The following is a 24,423-nucleotide window of genomic DNA, read 5'->3' as shown; positions in this document are numbered from 1 at the left end:
AAACGAGCACGCGTGTCCCGTACCCGGGCGGGTAGCCGGGGGCCGGAGGTGATGGGCATGCGGACAGCCCGATCGGCGTGGGCCGGGGTGCTCGCCGGAGTCGGCGTCGCCGCGTTCGTCGACGAGACCGTTTCCACCAGTTGCTGCACTGGCACCACTTCTACGACCGCTCGACCACCGAGGCCGGGCTCGTCTCCGACGGCCTCTTCCACGCCTTCGGCTTCTTCGCCGTCGTGTTCGGGCTGGTGCTCGTCGCCGACCTGCGCCGAGGTGACCGGCTCTCCGGCCGCGCCCTCGCCGGCGGGCTCCTGACCGGCGCCGGCACCTTCCAGCTCTACGACGGCACCATCCAGCACAAACTCCTCGGCCTGCACCAGATCCGCTACGCCGTGGACCTCATGCCGTACGACTGGACGTGGAACGTCGTCGCGGTCCTGCTCGTCGCCGGTGGTGTCCTCCTGCTGCGCCGCGCGCGGGCGACGGCGTGAGCACTCACGCCCTCCACCACGTCCCGGCGCTGCTGGCGATCATGGCCTACGAAACCGGCGCGTGGCGGCTGCGGCAACGCGGCGACCGGTGGCCGCCCGGCCGGGACGTCGTCTTCGGCGCGGGTGTCGCCGTGGCGCTGGTGCCCGGGACGTCCTCGTTCACCGGGCACGTGCTGCACCACGTCCTGCTCGGCATGCTGGCACCCGTCCTGCTGGTCCTCGCCCGGCCGATGACCCTTCTGCTGCGCGCGGTCCCCACGACGACGCGCCGCCGCTTGAAGCAGGTGCTGGGCTCATGGCCCGCCGGTGTGCTGGTCTTCCCGCCGGTCGCGGCCGTGCTGGAGGTGGGCAGCCTCTGGCTGCTCCACCGGACCCACCTGTACGCGGCCATCGGTGACGAGCCGTGGCTGCACCTGCACGTCTTCCTCACCGGGCTGTTGTTCACCACGGCGATCTGCCGCCTCGACCCGCTGCGCCACCGGGCCGGGCTCGGCGTCCGGGCGGGCGCACTGATCGGTGCGGCCGCCGCGCACGCCGTGCTGGCCAAGACGTTGTACGTCAGCGCGCCGCCCGGCGTGGTGCTCGCCGTCGCGGACCGGCAGGCCGGGGCCGAACTCATGTACTACGGCGGTGACGTCGTCGAGCTCGGGCTCGCGCTCGTCGTCGCGCTGCAGTGGTACGCCGCCCGCGGGCGGGCCGAAGCCCGGAGCAGCCGCCGAACGGGGGTGCCCCGGCGCGCGTGATCCTGATAAGCCTCTGCGCGTGACCATGGACACGATCGACCTGCACAGCATCAACCCGTGGGAGGTGTCCTTCCTGCGCGAGGAGGTGGGTGCCTACTTCGCCCACGGCGTCGAACTCGCTCCCGGTGCGACCGTCCTCGACGTCGGCGCCAACATCGGCGTCTTCTCCGCGGCCGTCTACGAGCGGCTGGACGGCGACGTGCGGATCTACGCGTTCGAGCCGCTGCCGCCGCTGCACGCGACGCTGGAGCGCAACGGCCGCGACTTTTTCGACGGCCGGTTGAAAGCGCTGCCTTACGGGCTGGCGGCCGCCGAAGACGACCTCGACTTCAGCTACTTCCCGGCAGCCACAATCTTCTCCTCATCGTGGCGGGACGCGGCGAACGTCGACGCCGAGCGACGGCGGGTCACCGCCAGCGTCGTCGAGATGATCCGCCGCGGCGGCCTGGGTGCCGGGCTGCGCCGCGTGCCGGCGCCGATCCTGCGGGGGATCGTCGGGCGCAAGCTGCGGGTGATGCGCGAGCTCGAAACCCACCGCGTCCGCGTCCGGCCGCTGTCGGCGGTGCTCGACGAGCAGGGCATCGACCGCGTCGACCTGCTGAAGGTCGACGTCGAGGGCGCCGAGCTCGACGTGCTGCGAGGGCTCGAAGACCGGCACTGGCCGCTGGTCCGGCAGGCCGTCGTCGAGGTCGAAGGATGGCGCCGCAACCGTGACACCGTCCGCGAGGTCTTCGCCGGGCGTGGCTTCACGGTCGAGGCCGTGCAGGACCCCGTCCAGGAGGCCGCCGACATCGGGATGGTGTTCGCCCGGCGCTAATGCCGGTATTCGAGCCAGTCGAGGTTGATCGCGCCGGTGTCGGCCGGGCCGTAGGAGAGCGTCACCACCGGGTCCCGGCCGGTGAGCGGGACGTCGGCGAAGGTCGTGGTGCCCCAGGCGTCCCAGCTGTCGGACACCTTCGGGAAGCCGACCTGCCGCACCGGCCGGCCGTCCACCGACAGCGTCATGGTCCGGGTGTCGCTGTTGGCGTTGGCGTACCGGACGGTGATCGCCGCGCGTTCCGGCGCCGTCGTGGTCCGGTGCACGGTGAAGGACGTCGACGCGCCCTGCGCCCACAGGCCGTCGAGGAACGCGCGGCCCGAATACCCCGAGTGGTTCACGTTCGTCTTCACCCCGCCGGCGTTGAGCGCGTCCTCGGCTTCGAGGTGGGCCGGGTCGGGGCAGCCGGCCAAGGCGGCGGTGCCCGCGGTGTCGGCGCACCGGTCCTGGGCGTCGGCGACGCCGTCGCCGTCCCGGTCACCGGCGGGCGCTCCGGTGAGGGTGATGTCGATCGTGTGGTCGCCGGTGAGCGTGTCCGGGACCGAGGCCGGGCCGGCCTGGCCGTCGAGGGTGAAGGTGCGGATCGAGGCGCCGGCGCCGTGCAGGGCGATGGTGAGGTTGGTGTCGCGGTAGCGCAGGTTCCGCAGCGTGACGTCACCCCAGCCGGCCGGCAGCAGCGGCGCGAAGGACATCCCGCGGTCGGTGAACGTCAGCCCGAACAGGCCCGTGTGGACCATGTCGAGGAACGCCGTGGCCGACCACGTCTGGTCGGGCTCGGAACCCCAGTGGAACTTCACGGTGTCGCCCAGCCGCTGCCAGCCGCCGTCGACGACCCCGGTGGTGCCGTTGTGGATCTCCCAGAAGCCGCTGTTGTTGCCCGCCAGCTTGGCCAGGCGGGCCGTTTCGGACGCGAACGCGCTCTGCTCGCGTTGCCCGGCCAGCGCCTTGGCCCAGAGTCCCTGGACGAGCGGCCAGACGATGGCGTTGTGGCGCCCGGGCTGCGCGTCGCTGTAGCGCGCCCAGTTCGGGAAGGTGTCGGGCATGCCCCAGGGCAGCTCACGGGCGTGCGCGGCGATCGAGCGCGCCTGCGCCGGGTTCGCGACGCCGAAGATCAGGGCGAACGCCAGCCCGGTGCCCTCCTGGAAGGCACCGCGGGAGCCGTCGGCGAGGAGCTGGTAGTCGTACAGGCCGGTGGCGGGGTTCCAGAAGCGCTGGTTGATCGCGGTCCGGAGCGCGGCGGCCTTGGCCCGGTGGCCGGCGATCTCCGCCGCCGGGCGGCCCAGCTTCGCGGCCATGTTCGCGGCGTTGACGTAGGCGGCGTAGTAGAGCTCGTTGGTGCTCAGGTACATCCCGCTCGCCACCCCGGGCCACGGCATGCTCCCGGTGCTGACCGACTCGGTCGCGTCGGCGGGCGGCGCGGGGTAGCCGGCGATGCCGTCGTTGAAGAAGGAAGCGCCGGTGAACAGGCCGTAGGTCGCGTTGAAGCCGGCCGTGGTGGCGTGTTCGCGGGTGGTCAGGGTGGTGGTGGCGGCGCCGTAGGCGTTCTGGAGGAAGCCGCGGTCGCCGGTGACGAGGTAGTGGTTCCAGGCGGCGGTGACCCAGACCACCTGGTCCCACTGCTGGTCGTCCTGCTGCACGCGCAGGGCGCCGCTCGCGTCCTTGTCGACGACGGCCAGGAGCGTGTTCTTCGCGACGGCCGGGGCGAGCAGGCTGGCGGCGTTCCAGCTGTTGATCGACGCGTCGCGCGTCCACGGCTGGTTGTAGCCGCCGCCCGCGCGGACGATGCCGGTCGCGGGATCGAGCAGCCCGCTGCGGTCGTAGCGCGCGTCGTAGCCGATCACGTTGGTGTGCAGCAGGTTCTGCAGAGCGGCGGTGTACGCGCCGCCGAACAGGGCCTGGCTGTCCGGGTTCGCGAACTCCAGTGCAGGAGGCGCCGGGGCGGCGGTGGCCGGAGTGGCGGCGGCGAGCGTGCCGCTCGCCGTCAGCAGGGCCAGGAGTGCGTAACCGATGCGCTGCGGGAAGCTGTTCCTCATCCGCGTACCCCTTTCGGCTTTCGGCGCCGGCCATTGCACCACGGAACGACGGTCTCTCTCCGGATACGCCCGGATCCTGTCCGTTCCTGTCCACCACGGCGGCGATGCGTGGGGTCACCGTGCGTGGTCGTGGCTGGCTCCGGTACGCCGTCCAGGTGGCAGGGCCGGGCCCCGCCGATGCATACTGCTGGAATGGCGCGCAGGAACCCGGAGGCCGCACGGTGAGTCCCCGCGAAGGGACGTCTCGCCGGAAATTCGGCCGGATCGACCCGTTCTGCCTGATGGCGGTGCTGCCGGTGCTGCTGGTGGCCGGCATCCTCGGCGCGCTGGTCCACATCGGCCTCGGCATCGGCTTCGCGGTGTTCGCGGGGCTGATCCTGTTGTTCGACTCCTGGGTCAACCGGCCCCGCCCGGTCCCGCAGTCCGAGCGTCGGCCCCAGGCGCCCCGCCAGGCGGCGCCTCGCGGCCCGGCGCGGGCGCCCGGCCGGGCACCCGTCCGCGCACCCCGCCCGCAGGACGCCCGCGGTCCCGCCCGGGCCCCGGCTCGTGCGCCGGTCCGGCGGGGCGGGCCGCCTTCGGCAGGTCGGTAGCCGCGCCGCCGTTCGCGGCGCGGCAACGGCCGGGAGCGGGGGTCAGCCGCCCACGTGGATGGCCGGGCGGCGGGCCGGGTCCTTCTCGCTGCTGCGGATGATCTCGCGGACCACCGGCGCGGTGTCGCCGCGGCCCAGGAGCAGGTAGCGGAACAGGTGCCCGAGCGGGTTGCCCTCGGACCAGTCGAAGTAGCAGCGGGGCCGGACGCCGGTCACGTCGCGCAGGGTCAGCAGGATCGCCGCGATCGCGTTGGGCGCCGCGGGACTGTTCGCGCGCAGGATCCGGTAGCCGTCGATCTCCACGCCGCGCACCTGCAGCACGTTGCTGAACTCCGACGGGTCCACGACGTCGATCTCCAGGAACAGGATGTCCGCGGAGCCGGGCACCGGGTTGACCCCGCGCTGCTCGGCTTCCTTCGCGGAGTACTCGGCTTCGTCGCCGCCCTGGCGCTTGTTGGCGACGATGTTCAACGCGCCGTCGTGGGCCAGGGAGTCGGCGATGAACCGGCGGGCGTCGTCGTCGAACTCGATGCGGTCGGCGCGCAGCTCCGTCGTCCGCGAAACGCGGGACACCAGCGAGACGACGATGATCCCGAGGATGAACAGGGCCGAAATCGCGATCCCGTCGGGTTTCTCGATGACGTTCTCGACGAGCGCGTACAGCAGGACGAGCGTCAGGACGACGAAGCCGACGGCGGCCCCGCGGTGCCGTCGCCGGATCGCCGAGATGCTCACCGCGACCGCGCCGGAGACCATCATCGCCAGGATGCCGGTCGCGTAGGCGCCGGCCTGGGCGTTGACGTCGGCGCCGAAGGCGATGGTGATGAGGATGCTGATCGCGGTGTAGACCAGCACGACCGGCCGGACCGCGCGGCCCCATTCCGGCGCCATGCCGTAGGAGGGCAGGTAGCGCGGGACGATGTTGATCAGCCCGGCCATCGCCGAGGCGCCGGCGAACCAGAGGATCAGCACGCTGCTGACGTCGTAGCCGGTCCCGAAGAGCTCGCCGAGCTCGTGGTGGGCGAGGTAGGCCATGGCGCGGCCGTTGGCTTCGCCGCCCTCCTTGAAGGCGTCGGCCGGGATCAGCACGGTGGTCACGAAGCTCGTCGCGATCAGGAAAACCGACATGATGAGCGCGGCGGCGGTCAGCAGCTTCCGCGTGTTGCGGATGCGGGAGGCCAGCTTCTCCTCGGCGTTCTTCCCCTCGGCCGCGACCAGCGGCATCATGCTGACGCCCGTCTCGAACCCGGACAGCCCCAGCACCAGCATCGGGAACGCGATGACGGCCGGCCCGATGACGCCGGTGAACCCGCCGCCGCCGGCGGTGAGCGCGTCGGTCCAGTGGGACAGCGCCGCGGAGTTCCCGAGCAGGTCGATCACCCCGGCGACCGTCACCACGGCGTTGAGCAGCAGGAAGACCGCGACGAGCGGGATGGCGACCCCGACGGCCTCGCTGAAGCCGAGCAGGAACACGCCGCCGAGGATGAGCAGCAGCACGACGGTGATCAGCACCGCGTGGCCGTGCAGGAAGCCCGGCAGGTACGGGTTCTCCAGCATGTGCACGGTGGCGTCCGCCGAGGACAGCGTGATCGTGATGATCCACGACGTGGCCACGAACCCGAGCAGCGTGAGCACGAAGAGCTTGCCCCGCCAGAACGGCAGCAGCGTCTCCAGCATCGCCACCGAGCCCTGTCCGTGCGGGCTTTCGTGGGCGACCCGGCGGTACATCGGCAGCATGCCGAGCAGGGTCAGCGCGACGATCAGCAGCGTCGCCAGCGGCGAGAGCGCTCCGGCGGCGAGAGCGGCGATGCCGGGCAGGTAGGAGAGGGTGGAGAAGTAGTCGACGCCGGTCAGGCACATGACCTTCCACCACGCCTGCGGCGTGCCGTGGTCCTCGCCGCCGGCGCGTCCGACCGGGGCGACGCGGTGCTCCAGCAGCCACCGGGCCACGGCCGAGGAAGGCGGTTGTGGCGGCGCCGGGCTGTCCACGCTCGCCGGTATGGTCAAATCGGGTGAAGCACCCATTTCGCCCTCGCGTCCCCTCGGCCTCGGAATCCAGTGGGCACCAGCATGCCCGACCCCGCGGGGAGGCCGCACGGGAGGCTCTCGGTCCTCTTCGGACGGTGGACCCTTCCGGCATCGGTACCGAGTCGGCCTGCGTGCCCAGAGGGTCGGCTTGCGTGCCTGGAGGGTCGGCCTGCGTACCCGGAGGGTCGGTTCGCGTACTTGGAGGGTCGGTTCGGGTCTCTCGCGCGATGGGACGGGCATCACGCGTGATTGGACGGGCATCACGTGTGTTCGGAGGGGCATCTCGCGTGGTGGGGTGGGGAGAGGCGTTTCGGGGGGCTGGTTGGCGGGTAGCCAGGGCGACATGCCCGGACGCGAAGACTTGCCCAGCACGCTGCTGCGGTCGCCGCGGAAGGCCCAGGACACGTGGGTCGCCGCGCACGACTCCGCCCTCGGCACCTACGGTCCCGGACGGCGGGCGCAACAGACCGCCTACGCCGCCTTGAAGCACACCTTCGAGAAGGTCGGCGACCACTGGGAGCCGAAACCCGAACGCGGCCCCTCCGACGAGCAGGCCGCCGGGGGAGCGGGGCAGCCCGAGAAGCCGACCCACGGCGGCGTCAACGCCACCGCGAGCCGGCAGCACCTCTACGAGCGCGCCAAGCAGCTCGGTGTCCCCGGCCGGTCGCGGATGTCCAAGGAGGAGCTCGTCACCGCGCTGGAGAAGGAGAACCGGCGCCGGACCGACCGGGCTCGCCGGGCGAAGTGAACCCGGGGGTCAGAACTCGTCGGCGCCGGTGAGTTCGTGCTCGAACGCGTCCGCGCGGGCGACGACCGCCTTGAGCGGGCGCTCGAACTCCTCCTGGATGCTGAGGTCCTCCAGCGGCACGGTGTGCTTGAGCAGCGCGACGCCGTCGACCACCGCCGCGCCGCCGACCGCCGACGCGCCGGCCAGCTCGAGCAGCCGCCGCAGGTCGAGCCGGTCCGCCCAGCCGACCGGCGAGGAGATCTCGATCCAGGAGCCGCCGTCGAGCTCGGCGAGGTGGTGCACCGTCACCTGCTGCGTCCGGTCTCGCGGGCCCTCCAGCCGGAACCGCAGCCAGCCCTCCGATTCCTCGAGGACCTCGTACCGCGTCCGGACAAAGTTGATCACGTCGATCCAGGTGGTCACCCGCTACGCCTCCCGCCTTCGGCCTGCCTGCGCGCACGAGCATCTCACGTCCCGGGCGACGGCGGTCCGGTGGTCGGCGGGCCGGATCCGGCGCGGTTCCCGGTCGTCCCGCCGGTCGCCCTGACCAGCGAGAGCACTGACGGGCTTCGGCGGCACCGGTTCACCCAGGACGAAGCGATGGCCGGCGCCGTTCTCGGGCACGTCTCCGACACGACAGTGGGGAATCCGGCGTTTAACTCTTCCGGGTGCGGCTACCCGGAGTAGTGCACGATCTCCACTACCGTGAGGTACAGAGTGAGGAGGTGGGCGCGGTGTCGCCCTTCCGGCGAGACCTCGTGGTCGTCGGCGCTTCGGCCGGCGGTGTCGAGGCGCTGCGGACGGTCGTGTCCGCGCTGCCGCCGGACTTCCCCGCCGCGGTGCTGGTCACCATGCACCTCTCCGCCGGGACGCAGAGCGCGCTGGCCCAGATCCTGGACCGCACCGGCTCGCTGCCGGCCAGGCCCGCGCGGCACGGCGAGCCGATCGAGCCGGGCACCGTGTACGTGGCCACCCCCGACCGGCACCTGCTCACCGGAGATGGCGTGCTGGTCCTGACCCAGGGGCCGACCGAGAGCGGGCACCGGCCGGCGATCAACGCGACCTTCCGCTCGGCCGCGGTGACCCACGGGCCGAAGGTCGTCGGAGTCGTGCTCTCCGGCGTGCTGGACGACGGGGCGGCCGGGCTGCGCGCGATCGTGGACCGCGGCGGCGTCGCCGTCGTCCAGGACCCGGCGGACGCGCTCTACAGCGGCATGCCGCAGAGCGCACTGGCCTCCGTGGACACCGAGCACGTGGTCCGGGCCGGTGAGATCGGTGCCCTGCTCGACAAGCTGGTCCGGATGCCGGTGGAACCGGCCGAGCTCCCGCCGCCGTCGGACACGCTCCTGCTGGAGGACGAAATCGCCCGCGATTCGGTGCGGGCCGGCGCGTTCCCGCCGTCGGACCAGCTCGCCGGATCGGGCTACACCTGCCCCGACTGCCAGGGCGCGCTCACCGAGGTCGATCCCGCGGGCCAGTACCGCTGCCGGATCGGGCACGCCTGGTCGGCGGAGGCCCTGCTTTCGGCCCACGACGGGGAGTTCCGGTTCGCGCTGCAGAAGGCGCTGCGCGCGCTCGACGAGAAGGCCGGGCTGGCCCGCAAGCTGGCCACGCAGCTGTCCGGTAGGCAGGCCGGCGGGCTGTCGGAACGCTACACCGCCTCCGCGAGAGAAGCCGCCGAAGCCGCGGAGACGCTGCGCCGGTTTCTGGTCGGTCAGGGCGAGTGGGCCGGGGACGAGGCGACGACACCATGATCGGCACCCCGGTCCGCCTGGCCATAGACCGGCGCGCGGAAGCGACCGTCGTCCGGGTCACCGGTGAGCTGAACCTCGGCTCCTACCCGACGTTGCGCGACAGCCTGCTCAAGATCGCGACCGACGCGCCGGAGGGGCTGGTGGCCGACATCAGCGACCTGGTCATCGGCGACACGTCCCTGGTGAGTGTCTTCTCACTGATCGCCATGCGGGTCGGCGACTGGCCGGGCATCCCGTTCACCGTGGTCGCCGGGGACGGCCACCGGACCCTGCTGAGCCGGCACGTGGTCGACCGCTACCTCCCGGTCCGCGCCGACCTGGCGGCGGCGACGGCCGCGCTGGACCACCCGGTCCGCCGCCGCTGCGAGCGCGTGTTCCCGTGCGCCGAGGGCACCTCGGCGCGGATCCGCGAGTTCGTCACGGCGAAGCTGGCCGAGTGGGACGTCCCCGAACTCGCCGAGGACGCCCGCCTGATCGCGACCGAACTGGCGGAGAACGTGCTCCGGCACACCGCCTCCGAGCCGAAGCTGCGGCTGGACCTGCGTGGCGGGGTCTGCACGGTCGCCGTGGCCGACCAGGACACGCGGCCGGCCATGCTGCTCGAACGGCTGTCCCCGTTCGAGCCGGGGATGGGGCTGAAACTGGTCGCCCAGATCGCCCGCACGTGGGGTTGCAGCCGGTCGTGGGCCGGGGGGAAGGTCGTGTGGGCCGTCCTGCTTTCGCATCCCCGCACCGCCGGTTACCCTTCGGCCGGGTAGCGTGTCGGACCGTGACCGAGCCCCAGGCACCCAACGGCGAGTTCGAGTCGGTGCTGACCTACCTCAAGGAGTCACGGGGCTTCGACTTCACCGGGTACAAGCGGAGCAGCCTGATGCGCCGCGTCCGCCGCCGGATGGCCCAGGTCGAGATCGACAGCTACGCGGACTACATCGACCAGCTGCAGGTCAACGCCGACGAGTTCGTCGCGCTGTTCAACACCATCCTGATCAACGTGACCGGGTTCTTCCGCGACCCCGACGCGTGGGAGCACCTGCGGGAGCACTTGCTGCCCGCGCTGCTGGCCGAGCGCAGTCCCGAAGAGCCGATCCGCGTGTGGAGCGCCGGGTGCTCGGCCGGCCAGGAGGCCTACAGCCTCGCGATGCTGTTCGCCGACGCGCTCGGGGTGGAGGCGTTCCGGCAGCGGGTGAAGATCTACGCCACCGACGTCGACGAAGAGGCGCTGGCGCAGGCCCGCCACGCGGCCTACACCCCGGCGGAGGTCGACGGGCTCACCGAGGCGCAGCTGGAGCAGTACTTCGAGCTCCAGGGCAGCCGTTACTGCTTCCGCAAGGACCTGCGCCGCTCGGTCATCTTCGGGCGCAACGACCTGGTGCAGGACGCGCCCATCTCGCGGATCGACCTGCTGGTCTGCCGCAACACGCTGATGTACTTCAACGCCGACACACAGACCAAGATCCTCGAGCGGTTCCACTTCGCCCTCGCCCCCCGCGGGGTGCTGTTCCTCGGCAAGGCCGAGATGCTGTTGTCCCACGCCAGGATCTTCGAGCCGATCGACCTGAAGCGGCGGGTCTTCCGCAAGGCGGTCAACGCCCCGGTGAGCTACAACCACTTCGTGTCCCACAGCATCCCGCAGCGGCGCACCCAGGACATCTCCGGCCTCGAAGAACTGCGTGAGCACGCCTTTTCGGCGAGCCCGGTCGCGCAGATCGTCTTCACCGAGGGGGAGACGACGGCGCTGGTCAACGCCCAGGCGGAAATCGCGTTCGGACTGTCCGAACGCGACATCGGGCGGCCGCTGCGCGATCTCGACGTCTCCTACCGCCCGGTGGCGCTGCGCGCGTACGTCGAGCAGGCGCGGCTGGAACGCCGGTCGCTGCGGATCAAGGACGTCGAATGGCGCCGCGCGGGCGAGACCGTCTGGTACGAGGTGCACGTCAACCCGCTGGTCAACAAGGACAAGTCGCTGCTCGGCGTTTCCGTGGTGTTCCACGACGTGAGCGGGACGCGCCAGCTGCTCACCGAGCTGGAGCACACGAACCGGCAGCTGGAGTCGGCGTACGAGGAGCTCCAGTCCACGAACGAGGAGCTCGAAACCACCAACGAGGAACTCCAGTCCACAGTGGAGGAACTGGAGACGACCAACGAGGAGCTCCAGTCCACCAACGAGGAACTGGAGACGATGAACGAGGAGCTGCAGTCCACCAACGACGAGCTCCAGACGATCAACGACGCGCTGCGCGAACGCAGCCTCGACCTCGACGAGGTGAACGAGTTCCTCGAGTCGGTGCTCACCTCGATCCGGGCCGGGATCGTCGTGATCGACGCCGAGATGCGGATCAAGGCGTGGAACCGCGGCGCCGAGGACCTCTGGGGCGTGCGGCGCGAGGAAGCCGAAGGCACCCACCTGCTGAACCTGGACATCGGCCTGCCGGTCGCCGACATCCGCCCGATGGTCCGCGAAGCCCTGTCGGAACCGGCCTACCACGGCGAGCTGGCGCTGAACGCGATCAACCGGCGCGGCCGCGCGGCGCTGGTCCGGCTGCTGTGCAGCTCGTTGCGCGGGCCGAACGGCGACAGCCACGGCGCGCTGCTGATGATGGAGGAGACCAAGAGCGAACCGGCCGAGTGAGCCGCCGGGGGATTGCGGGCCGGGCGCCGGCCTGTTAAGCGTTGATCCATGGGGTTGACCAAGGTGTGGATCGCGACGCTCAGCGACGGCCTCCTCCGAGCCGACCAGGTCGTCGGCCTGACGGCACACGCGACACCGGCGCTGACCGGGAAACCGCCGCGCTGGCTGTTCGACGCGACGGTCCGGGCGCCGGCCGGCAGCGGCAGCGCGGACGGCTGGGACGTCGGCATTCTCCACCGCACGCTGATCCAGACTCCGGCCGAGCCGATCGGGGCGCCGGAGGCCCTGGCGCGCCTGCTGGCCCGGCTGGACGGCGAGGACGCGGCCGGTGTGATCACGGCCGTGCCCGATGGCGCGGGCGCGGGACGGCCGGTGAGCGTGGTGCGGTTCGCTTTTCAGCCGTTCGAGGAGGCCGAGAGTTCGGGCGCGTGAGGCGCCCCGCGTGATGGCCGCGGCGGCGGGTGATCACCTCACCCGCGCGAAGGCTCCGGCGCCTGAAGCGACCGGAGCCCCCGCGGGTGCTACTTGGTGAGCGCGGCGATCCGGCCGAGGACTTCCTCCTGGCCGAGCGCCTGCGTGATCGCGTGCAGGTCGGGGCTGCGCGTCGAGCCGGTCAGCGCGATGCGGATGATCTGGGACGCCTCGCGGATGGAGCCGGGGAAGCCCTCGGGGTTCTTCTTGAACTCCTTGGCGTTGCGGGCGAACCCGTGCTTGGCCGCGACCGCGCGGATCTGGTCGAACCACTCCTGGCCGTCGTCGAGCTGGCGGTAGTCCGCGGCGAAGTCACGGGCGACGGCCCGGACGACCGCCGGGTCCACGCCGAGCGCCGCGATGCGCTCGTCCTCGGGCCCGGTGACGGCCGCGTGGAGCTGCGGGAAGAAGAAGCCGTAGACCGCGCGGAACTCGCTCCACTTCTTCAGGTCCTTGCGCGGGTTCTCGGCCCCTTCGCGCTCGACCGCCAGCGCCCGCAGCGCCAGGTCGGGCTCCTCGTCGAGGACGCGCCGCAGTTCGGGGTCGAACCGCTCGGCCCACGTGCGGACCGCCTCGAGGATCGTGGCGCCGGAGAGGGTGGCGATGTGGTCGGCGGCGATGTCGTCGAGCTTGACCAGGTCCACCAGCGGGCCGGCGACGCCGCACTCGTCGAGGTTGATCGGTTCGGTCAGCGCCTGCTCCAGCGGCATTTCCGCGAGCCGGCCGTTGACCAGGCCGCGCAGGTAGTACAGGACCGCTTCGGCGGGGTAGCCGGCCTCGATGAAGAAGTCGACCGACGCCTCGGGGTCCTTGCGCTTGGACAGCTTGCGCTTGCTGCCGCCCTCCTGCTTCATCAGCGGCGCGATGTGGGCGTAGGTGACCGGCTCGAAGCCGAGCGCTTCGAACAGCTGCTGGTGCACCGGGACCGACGAGATCCACTCGTCGCCGCGGATCACCAGGTTCACCCGCATGAGGTGGTCGTCGACGGCGTGGGCGAAGTGGTACGTCGGCAGCCGGGGGCTCTGGTCGGAGCTCTTGAGGATGACGACGTCGTTGCGGTTGGCCTCGGCCTCCAGCGGCCCGCGGATGGCGTCGGTGAACCGGGCCCGCGCGCCGGTGTCGTCCGGGGCGCGGAACCGCACGACGTACGGCGCTCCCGCGTCCAGCTTGGCCTGGACGTCGGCCGGGTCGGCGTTGCGCCAGATCGCCCAGCTGCCGTAGTAGCCGGTGGGCAGCTTGGTCGCCTGCTGCCGCTGGGTGATGGCCGCCAGCTCCTCCTTGGTGGCGAAGTCCAGGTAGGCCTTGTCCTGGCGGAGGAGGTCGCGCACGTAGGTGAGGTAGATGCGCTCGCGGGCCGACTGCTGGTACGGGCCGTAGTCGCCGCCGCGGTGGATGTCCTCGTCGGCGGCCAGGTGGAAGTAGGAGAAGCCGCGGTCGAACTGCTCGAGCGCGCCTTCGACCTCGCGCGACTGGTCGGTGTCCTCGACGCGGACGAGGTACCGGCCACCGGACCGGCGGGCGACGTCCTGGTCGATGAGGCCGACGTAGATGCCGCCCAGGTGCACGAACCCGGTGGGGGAGGGGCCCAGGCGCGTGACCAGCGCGCCCTCGGGCAAGGGCCGGGCGGGGTACTGCTGCTCCCAGTGCGCGGGTTCGGGCAGGTCGGCAGGGAAAAGGGCGTCGATGACCGCTCGGTCCAGCATTGGGTGTTCTCCCCGCGTCGTGGTGCACTTGCCTCGGCGAAAGTGGTCGTTTTCGCCGTCGAAGAGCCTAGCCGTGCGGGCCGCCGGCCCGTCCGGGTAGGTGGTGCTCGGCGGGCCGCGGTGCTAACTTGCCGGGAATGCGCGGTCGTTTTCCTTTCGCCAGAACGCTTTCCGCCCTGACGACCCTCCTGGTGTTCCCGCTCACCGGGACGGCGCCGGCCTCCGCGTCACCCGGGCGTGAATGCGCGACACCGTCGGTCGACCGGCTGCAGCAGTGGCTGGCCAGCGGCGAAGGGACGACCGTCCCGGCCACCGGGAGCCTGCTCGTGCCCGAGGGGCACCGGTACGCGGCGAAGGTGACGTTCCTGAACGCCGAGTGGCACGTGGCCGTGGTGTGGCTCGGGAACCGCTTCGAGGCGCAGGCCGACCTCTCCCGGTCGGCGGGGTTCCTGCTGACCTACCGCGCGACCGACGACCTCTACGTCCAGCTGCGCCCGGCGTCCCACTGGAGCGGCGGCGACAAGTGGCTGACGCTGGTGCCCTCGACGGGCGGCCGGCTGGTGACGAGGTTCTTCGGCTTCTCGCCGCGCCGGTGGACGTGGCTGCCGGAGCTGGGCCAGCCGTCGTACTCGTTCGCTTCGGCGCTGGCGGAGGCGCGGGGCCTGGTGTTCGTCGGGAAGACGCCGAACGAGCTGGAGTTCCGCGGCCTGCGCATCGACGGCTACCGGCCGCCCTGCCTCTGACGAAAATTGTCGGTGCCCCGTGTGACACTGCGGGCGTGATCATCGTCTTCGAGGCCGAGCTGTGGGAATGGGACGCCCGGCGCACCGACAGCTGGGTCTTCGTCAGCCTGCCCGCCGACGCGTCGGAGGACATCCGCGAGCTCGCCGCCGAGCCGCGGCGCGGCTTCGGCTCGGTGCGTGTTCGGGTGACGATCGGCGCCACGAGCTGGAAGACCTCGATCTTCCCGGACGGTTCGCGCGAGGCGTACGTCCTGCCCCTCAAACGGGCCGTCCGGGAAGCCGAAGGCGTCGGCGTGGGGGACACCTGCACCGTCACCGTGGAGCTCGTCGACTTCTGATCGCGCGATCGGTGCGAAACGCGATCGGCCGCGGACCCGATCTGCCATGATGCGGACACAGGGCCCCGAACCGCACAAAGGGAGACACGATGTCCGCCCAGATGGACGAGCTGATCGCCCAGTTCCAGAACTTCCAGAGCAAGGTGCGCCAAGCCGAGGCCCGCTTCGCCGGTGTCGGTGACATGCAGGAGCGCATCGCCCGGCTGGAGGCCACCGCCACCTCGCCCGACGGCACCGTGACCGTCACCGCCGGGGCCGGTGGCACCATCACCGGCCTGCGGCTCACCGCCGGGGCCACCCGCGTCGAGGCCGGGCAGCTGGCGGCGACGATCATGGACACCATCCGCCGGGCGGTGGCCGGGGCCGCGCAGCAGCAGGCCGGGATCGTGGACGAGACCTTCGGCGACGCGTTCGGCGTGGACGTCTCGGCGCAGGTGCGCGAAGCCCAGGCGGCGGCGTTCGGAACCGCGGCGGCCGAGCCCGCGTCGGAACCACAGCCGCGGCAGCCGTCGCGGCCCGCTCGACGGCCCGCCGCCGAGGACGACGACGACTTCGGCCAGGGCCCCATCCTCCGCCGATCCTAGGGAAGCGCGATGCCAGAAGGAATCCAGACGAACATCGGCGCGATCTCCGCCTACGCCCGGCAGCTGCCGTTCTACGAGCAGGAAGCGGACAAGTTCGGCGCCAAGATCGACGCCGCCGACGTGACGAACGAGGCCTGGGGCCTCGTCGGCCTCTTCGCCAAGCAGGGCTACACCGAGCGCCTCGCCGAGCTGCGCTCGCTGCTGAGCGACCTCAAGGACGGCGTGGACGGGTTCACCACGAAGCTCACCAAGGCCGCGGAGATGTACCAGGGGATGGAAGACGCCGGGAAGGTCACCTTCGGGCGGTACGAAGCGGAAATCGACGCGATCGGGCAGGACCGATGACCGAGCCGAAGAAGAGCATCGCCGACGCGCTGGACGTCGAGCCCTACGACGAGAGCCTGGGCGCCAACCTCGACCGCGCCGCCGGGTACGTGCCGGTGGCCGGCACCGCCTACAAGGCGGGCAAGAAGATCGGCGAGCACGCCCGGCAGGCCGCGGAGGCCGACAACCCGGGTGAGCTGGCGTCCGCGGGGGCGGCGCTGGTGGGTGACGGCGCGGCGTTCGTCGGCGCGGCCGCCGGCGACATGGTCACCTTCGCCATGGACCCGATCGGGTGGCTGGTCAGCCACGGCCTCAACATGCTGCTCGAGCTCGTCCAGCCGCTGCAGGACGCGCTGCACCAGGTCACCGGCGACGGCCCGGCCATCGGGCACGCGTCCGAAAACTTGGTCACGATCGCGCAGGGTTTCGTCGCGCTGGCCGACGACTTCGAGCGCACCGGTGACACCGCGCTGGCCGAGTGGGTGGACGACGCCGGCAACGCGGCGAAGGAAGCGCTCGGCGACTTCTCCTCGGGGATCCGCGGCATCGGCTCGGCCGCCGGTTCGGTGGCCGAGGTGCTGCAGATGTGGTCGATGGTCATGGTGGTCATCGAAGAGGTGATCAAGGGGATCATCACCGAGCTCGTGTCCTGGCTGATCACGCTGTGGCTGCCCGCGCTGGCGGCGTCGGTGATCAGCTTCGGCGGCTCGGTCGCGGCCGCGATGACCGCGTCCATCGCCAAGGCGGCCAGCGTGCTGCAGAAGGTGACGCGCTACCTCGGCAAGTTCGGCAAGCTGCTGGACTCGTTCATGGAGTTCCTGGTCAAGTACTCCGGGAAGCTCGAAGTCTTCACCCGCAAGCTGCGCGTCGGCGTGATGCCGGGCGAGACGAAGTTCGGCTTCGGCGCGGCCGCCCAGGGCTGGCAGCCGAGCAACCGGGCGCTCACGACGATGTTCGGCACGTCGGCCGGCGTCAAGCCGTTCCTCGCCGGAGCGGGCGTGAAGGCCGGCATCGGGGCGGCCAAGGGCGCGTTCGCCGAGGGCAAGGAAGCCGTCACACCCGAGGGGGATGAACCGTGGTTCGACAAGAGCGAGATCGGCGGGGACCGCAGCCCGGAGGAGACGCGCCGGGACCTCGACATCTGAGTGAGCACGTCGAACGCTGGTCGGCCGAGGCCCAGGTCCGCCCCGGGTTCCGCGAAGGCGTCGAAGCACTGATGCGCGACCGGTGGCGCGAACCGGTCATCGTGCTGCGCCTGGGGGACACCGACGTGGGCTTCGCCGTGCCCGGCCGTCGCCGCGACGGCACGGCCGAGGGGAAGCGGCTGGTCCGGCAGTTCTTCTTGACGGTCCTGCGCGGGATCGGCACGGCGGTGTTCTCCGTCTTCGCCCTGGTGAACGGCGGCGCGCCGGGACGCCCGTTCCAGCGGGAGGTCCGGGTGTCCGGCCCGCAGAACGCGATGGTGCTCGACCTCGCCGACCGGCTGCGGGCGGTGAAGGGACCGTGGCTGGTGTGCTCGCCGTCGTGCGTGGCGCTGGTGGACACCGGAACGACCTTCACCGACCCGGCCGACGCGCCCCCGCCGCGGATCGTCTGGGAAGCGCGGCGGCCGCAGGCGCCGGTGCTCGACTTCGCCCGGCGCACGCTGACCTGGCCGGACGGCTCGGTGTTCCGGTTCCCGCTGCACGGCCGGGCCGAGGAGCAGCACCTGCGGCGGTACTTCGAGCCGCCGGCCACGATCCACTGGAGCGGCCGCTAGCCCACGCGCCGCAGGTTCGTATGACAGCGGCCCGGCTCAAGCGCCACAAGGCGGCCTTGGTTGCGTTGAATCAGCACTGCGGCGCGAAGCGCCTCCGTTGAGGGTGGTGGCGGGGGCATGGATGGAGCACCGAAGGCCACATTGGGGCGCTCGGACCCGCACCCGCGCCCGCTCGGTGAGCGTCGACGAACCTGCGACGGGCGACGCTAGCCCTCGCAGGCGAGGCGGGCCCAGACGATCTTGCCGTCGTCGTGGTGGCTGACGCCCCAGGCGAGGCAGAGTTCGTCGACCAGCAGCAGGCCCCGGCCGCCGGTGCGGCCGGGCACCCGCAGCCGGGGTTCGCCCGGGCCGGTGTCGGCCACGGCCACGGTGATCACGCACGGGTCTTGGGCGAGGTGCAGCCGCAGCTGGTGGGGGCCGGTGGCGTGGACGTAGGCGTTCTCGAGCAGTTCCCCGATGACGATGACGGCGTCGACCCGGTCCGCTTCGGTGAGCGAAGCCAGCTTGCCCTCGGCCCACCGGCGCGCGGAGGCCAGACCCGCGGGGCCGGCTCCGGCCACGTCCAGCACCTGCCAACCCGGCTCGTGTGCCGTGCCCCAGTTCACTTGCACCGTGCGGCTCCTCCTTCCGCACCGGGCTACCCGCGGGAGGAGCTTTTACTCGGAGAGATGGCTAGGGCAGTCCGATGCGCCAGAGGAACGCCGCGCGCAGGGCTTCGATGAGGGCTTCGTCGTCGACTTCGCTGGGGCGCTCGCCCATCGGGAGCCAGATCTTCTCGTCCGGGGTGCCGGCGAGCACGCGGGTGAGCGTGACACCCGGGTACGTGAGCGTCTCGCGGCTGCCGTCCGCGTCGGAAACGGTGACGTGGCGGGACTCCGCCCGGACGAGCACCTGCCGCTGGTCGTTCATGTCGCGCGTCTTCCCGGAACCGAAATCCTCAACGCGGTCCAGCATAGTCAGGCGAAGCGCCGAACACCTTCGGACGAACAGCGGATTTTCCTTCACGTCAGCTGAAATTGCACTTTGGGGCAACACCTCCGCTGGCGGCCGGCCGCGCTGACTGGTTTCTCTGCGCAAACCGCGGGTGGGGCGAATTGCCCGGTACCTATCTTTTGTCCCGTCCGACGAAAGTCGGTACCGCCTCCCGCGGCCGCGGATCACCCTCGACGCACCGGAATCACCGGTGCCGGCCCCCAAGCGCCGGCTCGTCCGGCGCCGCCACCCCGTGCGCCGGCTTACCGCGAAAGTGAGTTACCGGCATGCGCACAACGTCCCCGGGACGCCACCTCCTCGCCCGCTCCGCCACCACCCTCGTGGCCGCCGCCGCGGCCATCGGCTTCTTCGCCCCCGTCTCCGCCACCGCCACCACCATCGACGGCTACTCCGCCACCGTGCAGCAGGAGGCCGTCGCTTCCCTCGCCGCGGACGCGGGGATCAGCGAATCCGCCGCCGTCGCCCTGCTGCGCACGCAGGCGGCGAGTGCCGACACCCTGCACCGGGTCACCGCCTCGCTCGGGGCCCGCGCCGCCGACGGCTACCTCGACGCCGCCGCCAAGCCCGTCGTCAACGTGCTGGACCAGGCCGCCGCCGGCCAAGCCGAGCGGGCCGGTGCGCAGGCCCGGCTCGTCAAGCACTCCACTGCCGCACTGGCGAGCGCGCAGGACGCCCTCCAGTCGCTGCCCGCGGTGGCGCACACCTCGATCGGGCTCGACCCGAAGGCCAACCAGGTCGTGCTGACCGTGGCCGACGCCGCCAAGGGCACCGACGCCCTGCTGAAGGCGGCCGCGGCGCTGGGCGACCGGGTCCGCGTGGACCGGGTCGCCGGCGAGATGCACACCGCGATCTACAACGGCGAGGCCATCACCGGCGGCGGGGTGCGCTGCTCGGTCGGCTTCAACACCAACCGCGGCGGCCAGAACTACATCATCGACGCCGGGCACTGCACCCGTGCGGTGTCGCAGTGGAACGTCGGCCCGTCGCAGGGTTCGAGCTTCCCGACCAACGACTACGGGCTCATCCGCAACACCACCGGCAGTGCGCCCGGCGCGGTCACCCTCTGGAACGGCTCCACCCAGCGGATCAGCTCCGCCGGCACCGCGACCGTCGGGCAGCGGATCAGCAAGAGCGGCAGCACCACACAGCTCACTTCGGGTTCGGTGCAGGCGACGAACGTGACGGTGAACTACGCCGAAGGCTCGGTGTACCAGCTGATCCAGACCAGCGCGCTGGTCAACCCCGGCGACTCGGGCGGCTGCCTGTTCGCCGGCAGCGTCGGCCTCGGCATCACGTCCGGCAAGGGCAGCAGCAGCTCCTACTACCAGCCGGTGGGCGAGGCGCTCAGCGCGTACGGCGTCACCCTGAACTGAACCGCGGCCGGCCGGGGGCGGGTGCCGCCGGCCGGCTCCCGGTCAGTCCCGGCGGTGGAAGATGAGCCGGTAGCCGGCCAGGATGATCAGGGCGCCCAGGATCGCCAGGCCCCAGGTGCGCAGGTCGAAGAACGTGCCCAGCTGGGTGTGGAACAGCGTCTTGCCCACCCAGCCGCCGACGAACGCGCCCGCGATGCCCAGCAGGATCGTGATGATGCAGCCGCCCGGGTCCTTGCCCGGCATGAGGGCTTTCGCGATCACCCCGGCGATGAGACCCAGCACGATCCACGCGATGATGCCCACGGGGTTGTCCTCTCGTCCGCTAGCTCTTGACGGCACAGGATGGCAGGCACCGGCCCGGGGAGCGCGCCGAGCCACGCCGACGTGATCCGGATCTCACCGGATCTGTCGGCGCGTCGGTGTGTCCGCCAGGCTCAGCCGCCGCCGTAGGTGGCCTGGGTGACCGCGAAGACGTTGCGGTTGCCCGCCCCTTCCTGCAGCGACCACAGCAGGTCGGCGCTCGTGTCGTCCTCCCAGTACGAGAGGCTCTCGCCGCTGCCCACCCACGCGAAGGTCTGCGCGGCGGCCGACGGCTTCCAGTAGTAGAGCTGCTTCGAGCCGGAGGAGTTGAACCACCAGCGGCCGTTGTGCGAAGCCACGCCGTTGAGCTTGTACCAGGGCAGCTGCAGGGCCTGGCTCGCCGTGGTCGTCGCGGCGAAGGTGCCCGTCGAAGCGAACGGGTAGCGGATCGCCCGCGGCGCCCGGTTCGGGTAGTCCGTGCAGCCGGACGCGCACGTGTACTCGGTCATCACGATCGACTTGCTGACGCGGTCGAGGGAGATCGACGACCACGAGAGGTTCGTGCCCGACGTCGTCTTCGAGGTGATCGTGCCGACCTGCGGTAGGACGTAGGCGTAGTTGTGGGCGTAGTACGTGCTGCCGCTCTGGTGGCCGATCTGGTCGGCGGTGCCGCCGCTGTCGGTCTTGAGGATCTTGCGCATGTCGAACACGCGCATGCCCTTGCCGGTGTCGGCGACGTAGAGGTAGTCGCCGTACCAGGACATGCCGCCGGCGTGGATCGGGATGTCCTTGAAGTCCGGCGCGTCCGCGGTCCCGGTCGGCTCGACCAGCAGGATCTTGCGGTAGGCGTTGGGGTAGTCGGCGTCCCAGTCGACGAGGGTGATCCGGCTGCGCTGCTGGGCGCCGTCGCAGCCGTCCTTGGTGTACCAGCTGACGGCGACGAGCTGGTGGCCGTCGTAGTTGCCGCCGTTCGCCGTCCCCACGGCGTCGCGGCTGGTGGTGATGCCCTGCGGGTAGCTGGCGCAGTCGGAGTTGTCGCCGCTGTCGAACCGGAACCCGGTCGAGAGCCCGGCGACGGAGAACGACGACGGCAGCGCGGTGCGGTCGTGGTTGGCGTTCGCCATCACGGTGTGGACGGCCGCGGTGCCCAGCGTGGACACCAAGGCGTTGTTCACCGCGTCGAACTGGTTGTAGCCGGCGGCGAGGGTGTACTGGCCCGCGGCCAGGGTGGACGGCCCGGCCGCGGCGGCCGCCGGGGTGGCGAACGTGCCCACGGCCACCCCCGCGGCGAGCGCGGCGTAGGTGAAGCGTCGGTGCAATGACATGGGAGCATCGTCGGCCCGGGTCGTACAAGAGCCGTACAACCGGCATCGAGCCTCAGTGCGCCCGGCGGTCCAGCACCTTGAGCGCGTGCTCGCACCACCGCAGGTTCTCCCGCTCGAACGACAACCCCCGCATCAGCGTCAGGTACGGCCCGACCCGGTCGGCTTCGGCGAGGTAGTCGTCTTCGAAGCGGCCGTCCAGCAGGCGCGCGCGGAGCCGTTCGTAGCCGGCGATCTTGGCCTCCGCACGCGCCATCCGCTCGGCCAGCGCCCGCCGGACCGCCGTCCCGTCGCCGACGTCCACGGCCTGCACCTGCACCAGCAGCTCGTCGCGGATCACGCCGGGCCGCGGCGGGGCGGCGGTGAACGCGTGCAGCGCCCGGCGGCCGGCGTCGGTCAGCGAGAACAGCCGTTTGTCCGGGCGCCGCTCCTGGTGGACCACCCGCGCCTGCACCAGACCGTCGGTGGCCATGCGGTCGAGCTCGCGGTAGAGCTGCTGCGGGGTGGCCGCCCAGAAGTTCGCCACCGAGGCGTCGAACCCCTTCGCCAGGTCGTAGCCCGACGCCTCGCCTTCGAGCAGCGCCGCCATCAGCGCGTGTCGCAGTGTCATGCTCAACTAGTTGAGTGCTTCGCGTTGGATTCGGTCGAACTGCGCCGCCATCGCCTCCGCCAGCGCCTGCGCCGCCGAAAGCGGCCGGACCATCACCGTGAACTCGTCGATCAGGCCGTCGTCGTCCAAGTGCAGGAAGTCGCAGCCTTCGACCCGCACGTCGCCGATCCGGGCCTCGAAGACGAGCGCGTGGTCCCGGCCTTCGCCGCCGGTCAGCTCGCGCACGTAGCGAAAATCCTCGAACACGCGCAGCACGCCGCGCAGGATCGCGGCGGTGATCGCCTTGCCGGGGTACGGCTTGAAGGCGACCGGGCTGCGGAACACGACGTTTTCCGCGAGCGTCGCCGCCATGGCGTCCGGATCGCGTGCCTCGACGGCCTTGCGGAAGCTGCTCATGCCCACCTGCCTACTCAATTTGTTGACTATCGAGGTGAGCTTACCCCGCCGCATCGGTGAGCCACCGGGCGAGCGTGGTTGCCGCCGTATAACGTCCTACACAGCGGCGCGATGGCGCTCGTAGCGGGCCCGTAGAGCCTTCTTGTCCGGCTTGCCCAGCCCCGTCATCGGCAGGGACTCCGCCACGATCACCTGCTTGGGCACGTGCACCGGGCCCTTGCGCTCGCGCACCGACGCCTGGATCTCGGCGGTGAGGCGCTCGAGGTCGCTGTCCGCGTCCTTCCGCAGGACCACCACCGCCGTCACCGCTTCGCCCCACTTCTCGTCCGGGGTGCCGATCACGCCGACCTGCGCGACCGCCGGGTGCTCGGCCACCACGTCCTCCACCTCGCGGGGGAACACGTTGAACCCGCCCGTGACGATCATGTCCTTGACCCGGTCGACGATGAACCAGAAGCCGTCCTCGTCTTCGCGGGCGACGTCGCCGGTGTGGAGCCAGCCGTCGCGGAACGTCTCGGCCGTCACCTCCGGCAGGTTCCAGTAGCCGCCGGCGAGCAGCGGGCCCGCCACGCAGATTTCGCCGGGCTCCCCGGGGGGCACGGGGTTGCCGTCGGCGTCGAGCAGGGCGGTGCGCAGGAAGGCCGACGGACGGCCGCAGGAGGCCAGCCGCGCGTCGTCGTGGTCGTCCTTGGCGAGGTAGCTGATCGCCATCGGGGCCTCGGACTGGCCGTAGTACTGCGCGAAGATCGGCCCGAAGCGGTCGATCGCCTCGCGCAGGCGCACCGGGTTGATCGACGCGGCCCCGTAGTACACCGTCTGCAGCGAAGACAGGTCGCGCGTGCGGGAGTCGGGGTGGTCCATCAACGCGTAGAGCATCGTGGGCACGAGCATGGTCGCGGTGATCCGCTGCTCTTCGATGATGCGCAGGGTGTCGGCGGGGTCGAACTTCGGCACGACGACCAGGGAGCCGCCCTTGAGCAGCGTCGGGGCGAAGAACGCCGCGCCGGCGTGCGAAAGCGGGGTGCAGATCAGGAACTTCGGCGCGTCGGGCCATTCCCATTCGGCGAGCTGGATCTGCGTCATCGTGGTCATCGCCTGCGCGGTGCCCATGACACCCTTGGGCTTGCCGGTCGTCCCGCCGGTGTAGGTGATGGAGACGACCTGGTCCGGCGGCAGCACGGCGGGCTCGAGCGGTCGCGGCTCGAAGGTCGCGGCGGTCGCGGTCAGGTCCTTGCCGACGGGGGCCAGCGGCTCCGGCACCGGGCCGATGGTGAGCACCTGGGTGAGGCCGGGGACCTTCTCGAGCAGGCCGAGCGCCCGGTCGACGAAGGCGGGCACGGGGTCGATGATCAGGGTGGTGATGCCGGCGTCGGCGAGGATGTAGGCGTGGTCGTCGAGCGACCCGAGCGGGTGCAGCGCCGTGCGCCGCGAACCCTGCAGCTGACCGGCGGCGATGATGAGCAGCACTTCCGGCCGGTTCAGCGACAGCAGCGCGACCGGCGCGCCGGTGCCCGCCCCGAGCGCCTCGAAGGCCTGGGCGTACTGGCTGACCTGCTCGGCGGTCCGGCCCCCGGTCATCGTGGTCTCGCCCAGCACCATGACCGGCTTGTCCCGGTGCCGCTTCAGGGCGGAGACGACCAGGTGGCCGAGGTGGTTCGGATACCGCATCGCCTGCTCGTCCATCCCGGTCCCTCCACG

General features: G+C 71.4%; 27 protein-coding genes. 16 read left to right on the top strand and 11 right to left on the bottom strand.

The window, feature by feature from the left end:
* Window positions 1-140 precede the first annotated feature (140 nt).
* From ACLJPY_RS18770 to ACLJPY_RS18760, 3 genes are read left to right on the top strand one after another with little or no spacing between them, the layout of a single operon-like run.
* Window positions 141-488, top strand: coding sequence for a DUF2243 domain-containing protein (locus ACLJPY_RS18770; protein ID WP_410590086.1), 348 nt, complete (start codon window positions 141-143; stop codon window positions 486-488).
* The gene (locus ACLJPY_RS18765; RefSeq protein WP_410590084.1) at window positions 485-1,231 is read left to right on the top strand and encodes a cytochrome c oxidase assembly protein; all 747 of its coding nucleotides are present in this window, start codon (window positions 485-487) and stop codon (window positions 1,229-1,231) included. The genes ACLJPY_RS18770 and ACLJPY_RS18765 overlap by 4 nt, the downstream gene beginning before the upstream one ends.
* 25 nt (window positions 1,232-1,256) lie before the next feature.
* A complete protein-coding gene (locus ACLJPY_RS18760; RefSeq protein WP_410590583.1) occupies window positions 1,257-2,048 on the top strand; it encodes an FkbM family methyltransferase in 792 nt (263 codons plus the stop codon).
* On the opposite strand, the gene ACLJPY_RS18755 is transcribed toward ACLJPY_RS18760, so the two are convergent.
* A complete protein-coding gene (locus ACLJPY_RS18755) occupies window positions 2,045-4,081 on the bottom strand; it encodes an MGH1-like glycoside hydrolase domain-containing protein (protein ID WP_410590083.1) in 2,037 nt (678 codons plus the stop codon). The two genes, ACLJPY_RS18760 and ACLJPY_RS18755, sit on opposite strands and share 4 nt — an antisense overlap.
* A gap of 221 nt (window positions 4,082-4,302) precedes the next feature.
* On the opposite strand from ACLJPY_RS18755, the gene ACLJPY_RS18750 reads away from it, so the two are divergent.
* On the top strand, window positions 4,303-4,671 hold the full coding sequence (locus tag ACLJPY_RS18750) for a hypothetical protein (RefSeq protein WP_410590082.1): 369 nt from the start codon (window positions 4,303-4,305) through the stop codon (window positions 4,669-4,671).
* 42 nt (window positions 4,672-4,713) lie between these two features.
* Here ACLJPY_RS18750 and ACLJPY_RS18745 read toward each other — a convergent pair whose 3' ends face one another.
* Window positions 4,714-6,696, bottom strand: a complete 1,983-nt coding sequence (locus ACLJPY_RS18745; protein ID WP_410590081.1) for an amino acid transporter — start codon at window positions 6,694-6,696, stop codon at window positions 4,714-4,716.
* Between the two features lie 346 nt (window positions 6,697-7,042).
* On the opposite strand from ACLJPY_RS18745, the gene ACLJPY_RS18740 reads away from it, so the two are divergent.
* A complete protein-coding gene (locus tag ACLJPY_RS18740) occupies window positions 7,043-7,447 on the top strand; it encodes a ChaB family protein (RefSeq protein ID WP_410590079.1) in 405 nt (134 codons plus the stop codon).
* A 9-nt stretch (window positions 7,448-7,456) separates the two neighbouring features.
* Here ACLJPY_RS18740 and ACLJPY_RS18735 read toward each other — a convergent pair whose 3' ends face one another.
* Window positions 7,457-7,849 carry a hypothetical protein gene (locus ACLJPY_RS18735; protein WP_410590077.1) on the bottom strand — a complete coding sequence of 131 codons (393 nt, stop codon included), beginning with the start codon at window positions 7,847-7,849 and terminating at the stop codon, window positions 7,457-7,459.
* A gap of 302 nt (window positions 7,850-8,151) precedes the next feature.
* Between ACLJPY_RS18735 and ACLJPY_RS18730 the strand changes: the two genes are divergently transcribed.
* Genes ACLJPY_RS18730 through ACLJPY_RS18715 form a run of 4 tightly spaced genes read left to right on the top strand, consistent with a single transcriptional unit; the run spans window position 8,152 to window position 12,241 of the window.
* Window positions 8,152-9,180, top strand: coding sequence for a chemotaxis protein CheB (locus ACLJPY_RS18730; RefSeq protein ID WP_410590076.1), 1,029 nt, complete (start codon window positions 8,152-8,154; stop codon window positions 9,178-9,180).
* Window positions 9,177-9,938, top strand: a complete 762-nt coding sequence (locus ACLJPY_RS18725) for an ATP-binding protein (protein WP_410590074.1) — start codon at window positions 9,177-9,179, stop codon at window positions 9,936-9,938. Before ACLJPY_RS18730 ends, ACLJPY_RS18725 begins: the two co-directional genes overlap by 4 nt.
* 11 nt (window positions 9,939-9,949) lie before the next feature.
* Complete coding sequence (locus ACLJPY_RS18720; RefSeq protein ID WP_410590072.1) at window positions 9,950-11,809, top strand: CheR family methyltransferase; 1,860 nt, start codon at window positions 9,950-9,952, stop codon at window positions 11,807-11,809.
* 48 nt (window positions 11,810-11,857) lie between these two features.
* Window positions 11,858-12,241: a hypothetical protein gene (locus tag ACLJPY_RS18715; RefSeq protein ID WP_410590071.1), complete on the top strand. Its 384-nt coding sequence runs from the start codon at window positions 11,858-11,860 to the stop codon at window positions 12,239-12,241.
* A gap of 89 nt (window positions 12,242-12,330) precedes the next feature.
* On the opposite strand, the gene ACLJPY_RS18710 is transcribed toward ACLJPY_RS18715, so the two are convergent.
* On the bottom strand, window positions 12,331-13,983 hold the full coding sequence (locus ACLJPY_RS18710; RefSeq protein ID WP_410590069.1) for a glutamate--tRNA ligase: 1,653 nt from the start codon (window positions 13,981-13,983) through the stop codon (window positions 12,331-12,333).
* A gap of 137 nt (window positions 13,984-14,120) precedes the next feature.
* Here ACLJPY_RS18710 and ACLJPY_RS18705 point away from each other — a divergent pair, with 137 nt between their 5' ends.
* From ACLJPY_RS18705 to ACLJPY_RS18680, 6 genes are all read left to right on the top strand, one after another.
* Complete coding sequence (locus ACLJPY_RS18705) at window positions 14,121-14,726, top strand: hypothetical protein (protein ID WP_410590067.1); 606 nt, start codon at window positions 14,121-14,123, stop codon at window positions 14,724-14,726.
* A gap of 35 nt (window positions 14,727-14,761) precedes the next feature.
* Window positions 14,762-15,064 (top strand): DUF1905 domain-containing protein, encoded by a 303-nt coding sequence (locus tag ACLJPY_RS18700; protein WP_410590065.1) that lies wholly within the window; start codon window positions 14,762-14,764, stop codon window positions 15,062-15,064.
* Window positions 15,065-15,153: 89 nt separating this feature from the next.
* Window positions 15,154-15,648: a YbaB/EbfC family nucleoid-associated protein gene (locus tag ACLJPY_RS18695; RefSeq protein ID WP_410590063.1), complete on the top strand. Its 495-nt coding sequence runs from the start codon at window positions 15,154-15,156 to the stop codon at window positions 15,646-15,648.
* Between the two features lie 9 nt (window positions 15,649-15,657).
* Complete coding sequence (locus ACLJPY_RS18690) at window positions 15,658-15,993, top strand: hypothetical protein (RefSeq protein WP_410590061.1); 336 nt, start codon at window positions 15,658-15,660, stop codon at window positions 15,991-15,993.
* A complete protein-coding gene (locus ACLJPY_RS18685; RefSeq protein ID WP_410590059.1) occupies window positions 15,990-17,117 on the top strand; it encodes a hypothetical protein in 1,128 nt (375 codons plus the stop codon). The genes ACLJPY_RS18690 and ACLJPY_RS18685 overlap by 4 nt, the downstream gene beginning before the upstream one ends.
* Before the next feature lie 71 nt (window positions 17,118-17,188).
* Entirely contained in the window at window positions 17,189-17,731 is a 543-nt protein-coding gene (locus tag ACLJPY_RS18680; protein WP_410590058.1) for a hypothetical protein, read from the top strand.
* A gap of 206 nt (window positions 17,732-17,937) precedes the next feature.
* Here ACLJPY_RS18680 and ACLJPY_RS18675 read toward each other — a convergent pair whose 3' ends face one another.
* Window positions 17,938-18,342: an ATP-binding protein gene (locus ACLJPY_RS18675; protein ID WP_410590057.1), complete on the bottom strand. Its 405-nt coding sequence runs from the start codon at window positions 18,340-18,342 to the stop codon at window positions 17,938-17,940.
* Between the two features lie 61 nt (window positions 18,343-18,403).
* Window positions 18,404-18,640 (bottom strand): hypothetical protein, encoded by a 237-nt coding sequence (locus tag ACLJPY_RS18670; protein ID WP_410590055.1) that lies wholly within the window; start codon window positions 18,638-18,640, stop codon window positions 18,404-18,406.
* Between the two features lie 350 nt (window positions 18,641-18,990).
* On the opposite strand from ACLJPY_RS18670, the gene ACLJPY_RS18665 reads away from it, so the two are divergent.
* Window positions 18,991-20,097 carry a S1 family peptidase gene (locus ACLJPY_RS18665; protein ID WP_410590053.1) on the top strand — a complete coding sequence of 369 codons (1,107 nt, stop codon included), beginning with the start codon at window positions 18,991-18,993 and terminating at the stop codon, window positions 20,095-20,097.
* 42 nt (window positions 20,098-20,139) lie between these two features.
* Here ACLJPY_RS18665 and ACLJPY_RS18660 read toward each other — a convergent pair whose 3' ends face one another.
* The 5 genes from ACLJPY_RS18660 to fadD8 form a co-directional block, all read right to left on the bottom strand.
* A complete protein-coding gene (locus ACLJPY_RS18660; RefSeq protein ID WP_013225295.1) occupies window positions 20,140-20,400 on the bottom strand; it encodes a GlsB/YeaQ/YmgE family stress response membrane protein in 261 nt (86 codons plus the stop codon).
* A 131-nt stretch (window positions 20,401-20,531) separates the two neighbouring features.
* The gene (locus ACLJPY_RS18655) at window positions 20,532-21,722 is read right to left on the bottom strand and encodes a hypothetical protein (protein WP_410590052.1); all 1,191 of its coding nucleotides are present in this window, start codon (window positions 21,720-21,722) and stop codon (window positions 20,532-20,534) included.
* Between the two features lie 52 nt (window positions 21,723-21,774).
* Window positions 21,775-22,329 (bottom strand): PadR family transcriptional regulator, encoded by a 555-nt coding sequence (locus tag ACLJPY_RS18650; protein ID WP_410590050.1) that lies wholly within the window; start codon window positions 22,327-22,329, stop codon window positions 21,775-21,777.
* Between the two features lie 6 nt (window positions 22,330-22,335).
* Window positions 22,336-22,725 carry a nuclear transport factor 2 family protein gene (locus tag ACLJPY_RS18645; protein WP_410590048.1) on the bottom strand — a complete coding sequence of 130 codons (390 nt, stop codon included), beginning with the start codon at window positions 22,723-22,725 and terminating at the stop codon, window positions 22,336-22,338.
* Window positions 22,726-22,821: 96 nt separating this feature from the next.
* On the bottom strand, window positions 22,822-24,408 hold the full coding sequence (gene fadD8 / locus ACLJPY_RS18640) for a fatty-acid--CoA ligase FadD8 (protein ID WP_410590046.1): 1,587 nt from the start codon (window positions 24,406-24,408) through the stop codon (window positions 22,822-22,824).
* Window positions 24,409-24,423: the final 15 nt, after the last annotated feature.

The sequence above is a fragment of the Amycolatopsis sp. lyj-23 genome, assembly GCF_046549135.1.
Classification (GTDB): Bacteria; Actinomycetota; Actinomycetes; order Mycobacteriales; family Pseudonocardiaceae; genus Amycolatopsis.
The sequence above is the reverse complement of the archived record's forward strand: the minus strand, read 5'-3'. Positions and strand labels throughout refer to the sequence as shown.

Coding starts and splice junctions, on each gene's coding strand:
- ACLJPY_RS18715 (WP_410590071.1), top strand. CDS start 11,858: ATGGGGTTGACCAAGGTGTGGATCGCGACGCTCAGCGACGGCCTCCTC.
- ACLJPY_RS18740 (WP_410590079.1), top strand. CDS start 7,043: ATGCCCGGACGCGAAGACTTGCCCAGCACGCTGCTGCGGTCGCCGCGG.
- ACLJPY_RS18645 (WP_410590048.1), bottom strand. CDS start 22,725: ATGAGCAGCTTCCGCAAGGCCGTCGAGGCACGCGATCCGGACGCCATG.
- ACLJPY_RS18760 (WP_410590583.1), top strand. CDS start 1,257: ATGGACACGATCGACCTGCACAGCATCAACCCGTGGGAGGTGTCCTTC.
- ACLJPY_RS18690 (WP_410590061.1), top strand. CDS start 15,658: ATGCCAGAAGGAATCCAGACGAACATCGGCGCGATCTCCGCCTACGCC.
- ACLJPY_RS18680 (WP_410590058.1), top strand. CDS start 17,189: ATGCGCGACCGGTGGCGCGAACCGGTCATCGTGCTGCGCCTGGGGGAC.
- ACLJPY_RS18705 (WP_410590067.1), top strand. CDS start 14,121: ATGCGCGGTCGTTTTCCTTTCGCCAGAACGCTTTCCGCCCTGACGACC.
- ACLJPY_RS18685 (WP_410590059.1), top strand. CDS start 15,990: ATGACCGAGCCGAAGAAGAGCATCGCCGACGCGCTGGACGTCGAGCCC.
- ACLJPY_RS18755 (WP_410590083.1), bottom strand. CDS start 4,081: ATGAGGAACAGCTTCCCGCAGCGCATCGGTTACGCACTCCTGGCCCTG.
- ACLJPY_RS18670 (WP_410590055.1), bottom strand. CDS start 18,640: ATGAACGACCAGCGGCAGGTGCTCGTCCGGGCGGAGTCCCGCCACGTC.
- ACLJPY_RS18725 (WP_410590074.1), top strand. CDS start 9,177: ATGATCGGCACCCCGGTCCGCCTGGCCATAGACCGGCGCGCGGAAGCG.
- ACLJPY_RS18655 (WP_410590052.1), bottom strand. CDS start 21,722: ATGTCATTGCACCGACGCTTCACCTACGCCGCGCTCGCCGCGGGGGTG.
- fadD8 (WP_410590046.1), bottom strand. CDS start 24,408: ATGGACGAGCAGGCGATGCGGTATCCGAACCACCTCGGCCACCTGGTC.
- ACLJPY_RS18650 (WP_410590050.1), bottom strand. CDS start 22,329: ATGACACTGCGACACGCGCTGATGGCGGCGCTGCTCGAAGGCGAGGCG.
- ACLJPY_RS18695 (WP_410590063.1), top strand. CDS start 15,154: ATGTCCGCCCAGATGGACGAGCTGATCGCCCAGTTCCAGAACTTCCAG.
- ACLJPY_RS18745 (WP_410590081.1), bottom strand. CDS start 6,696: ATGGGTGCTTCACCCGATTTGACCATACCGGCGAGCGTGGACAGCCCG.
- ACLJPY_RS18665 (WP_410590053.1), top strand. CDS start 18,991: ATGCGCACAACGTCCCCGGGACGCCACCTCCTCGCCCGCTCCGCCACC.
- ACLJPY_RS18710 (WP_410590069.1), bottom strand. CDS start 13,983: ATGCTGGACCGAGCGGTCATCGACGCCCTTTTCCCTGCCGACCTGCCC.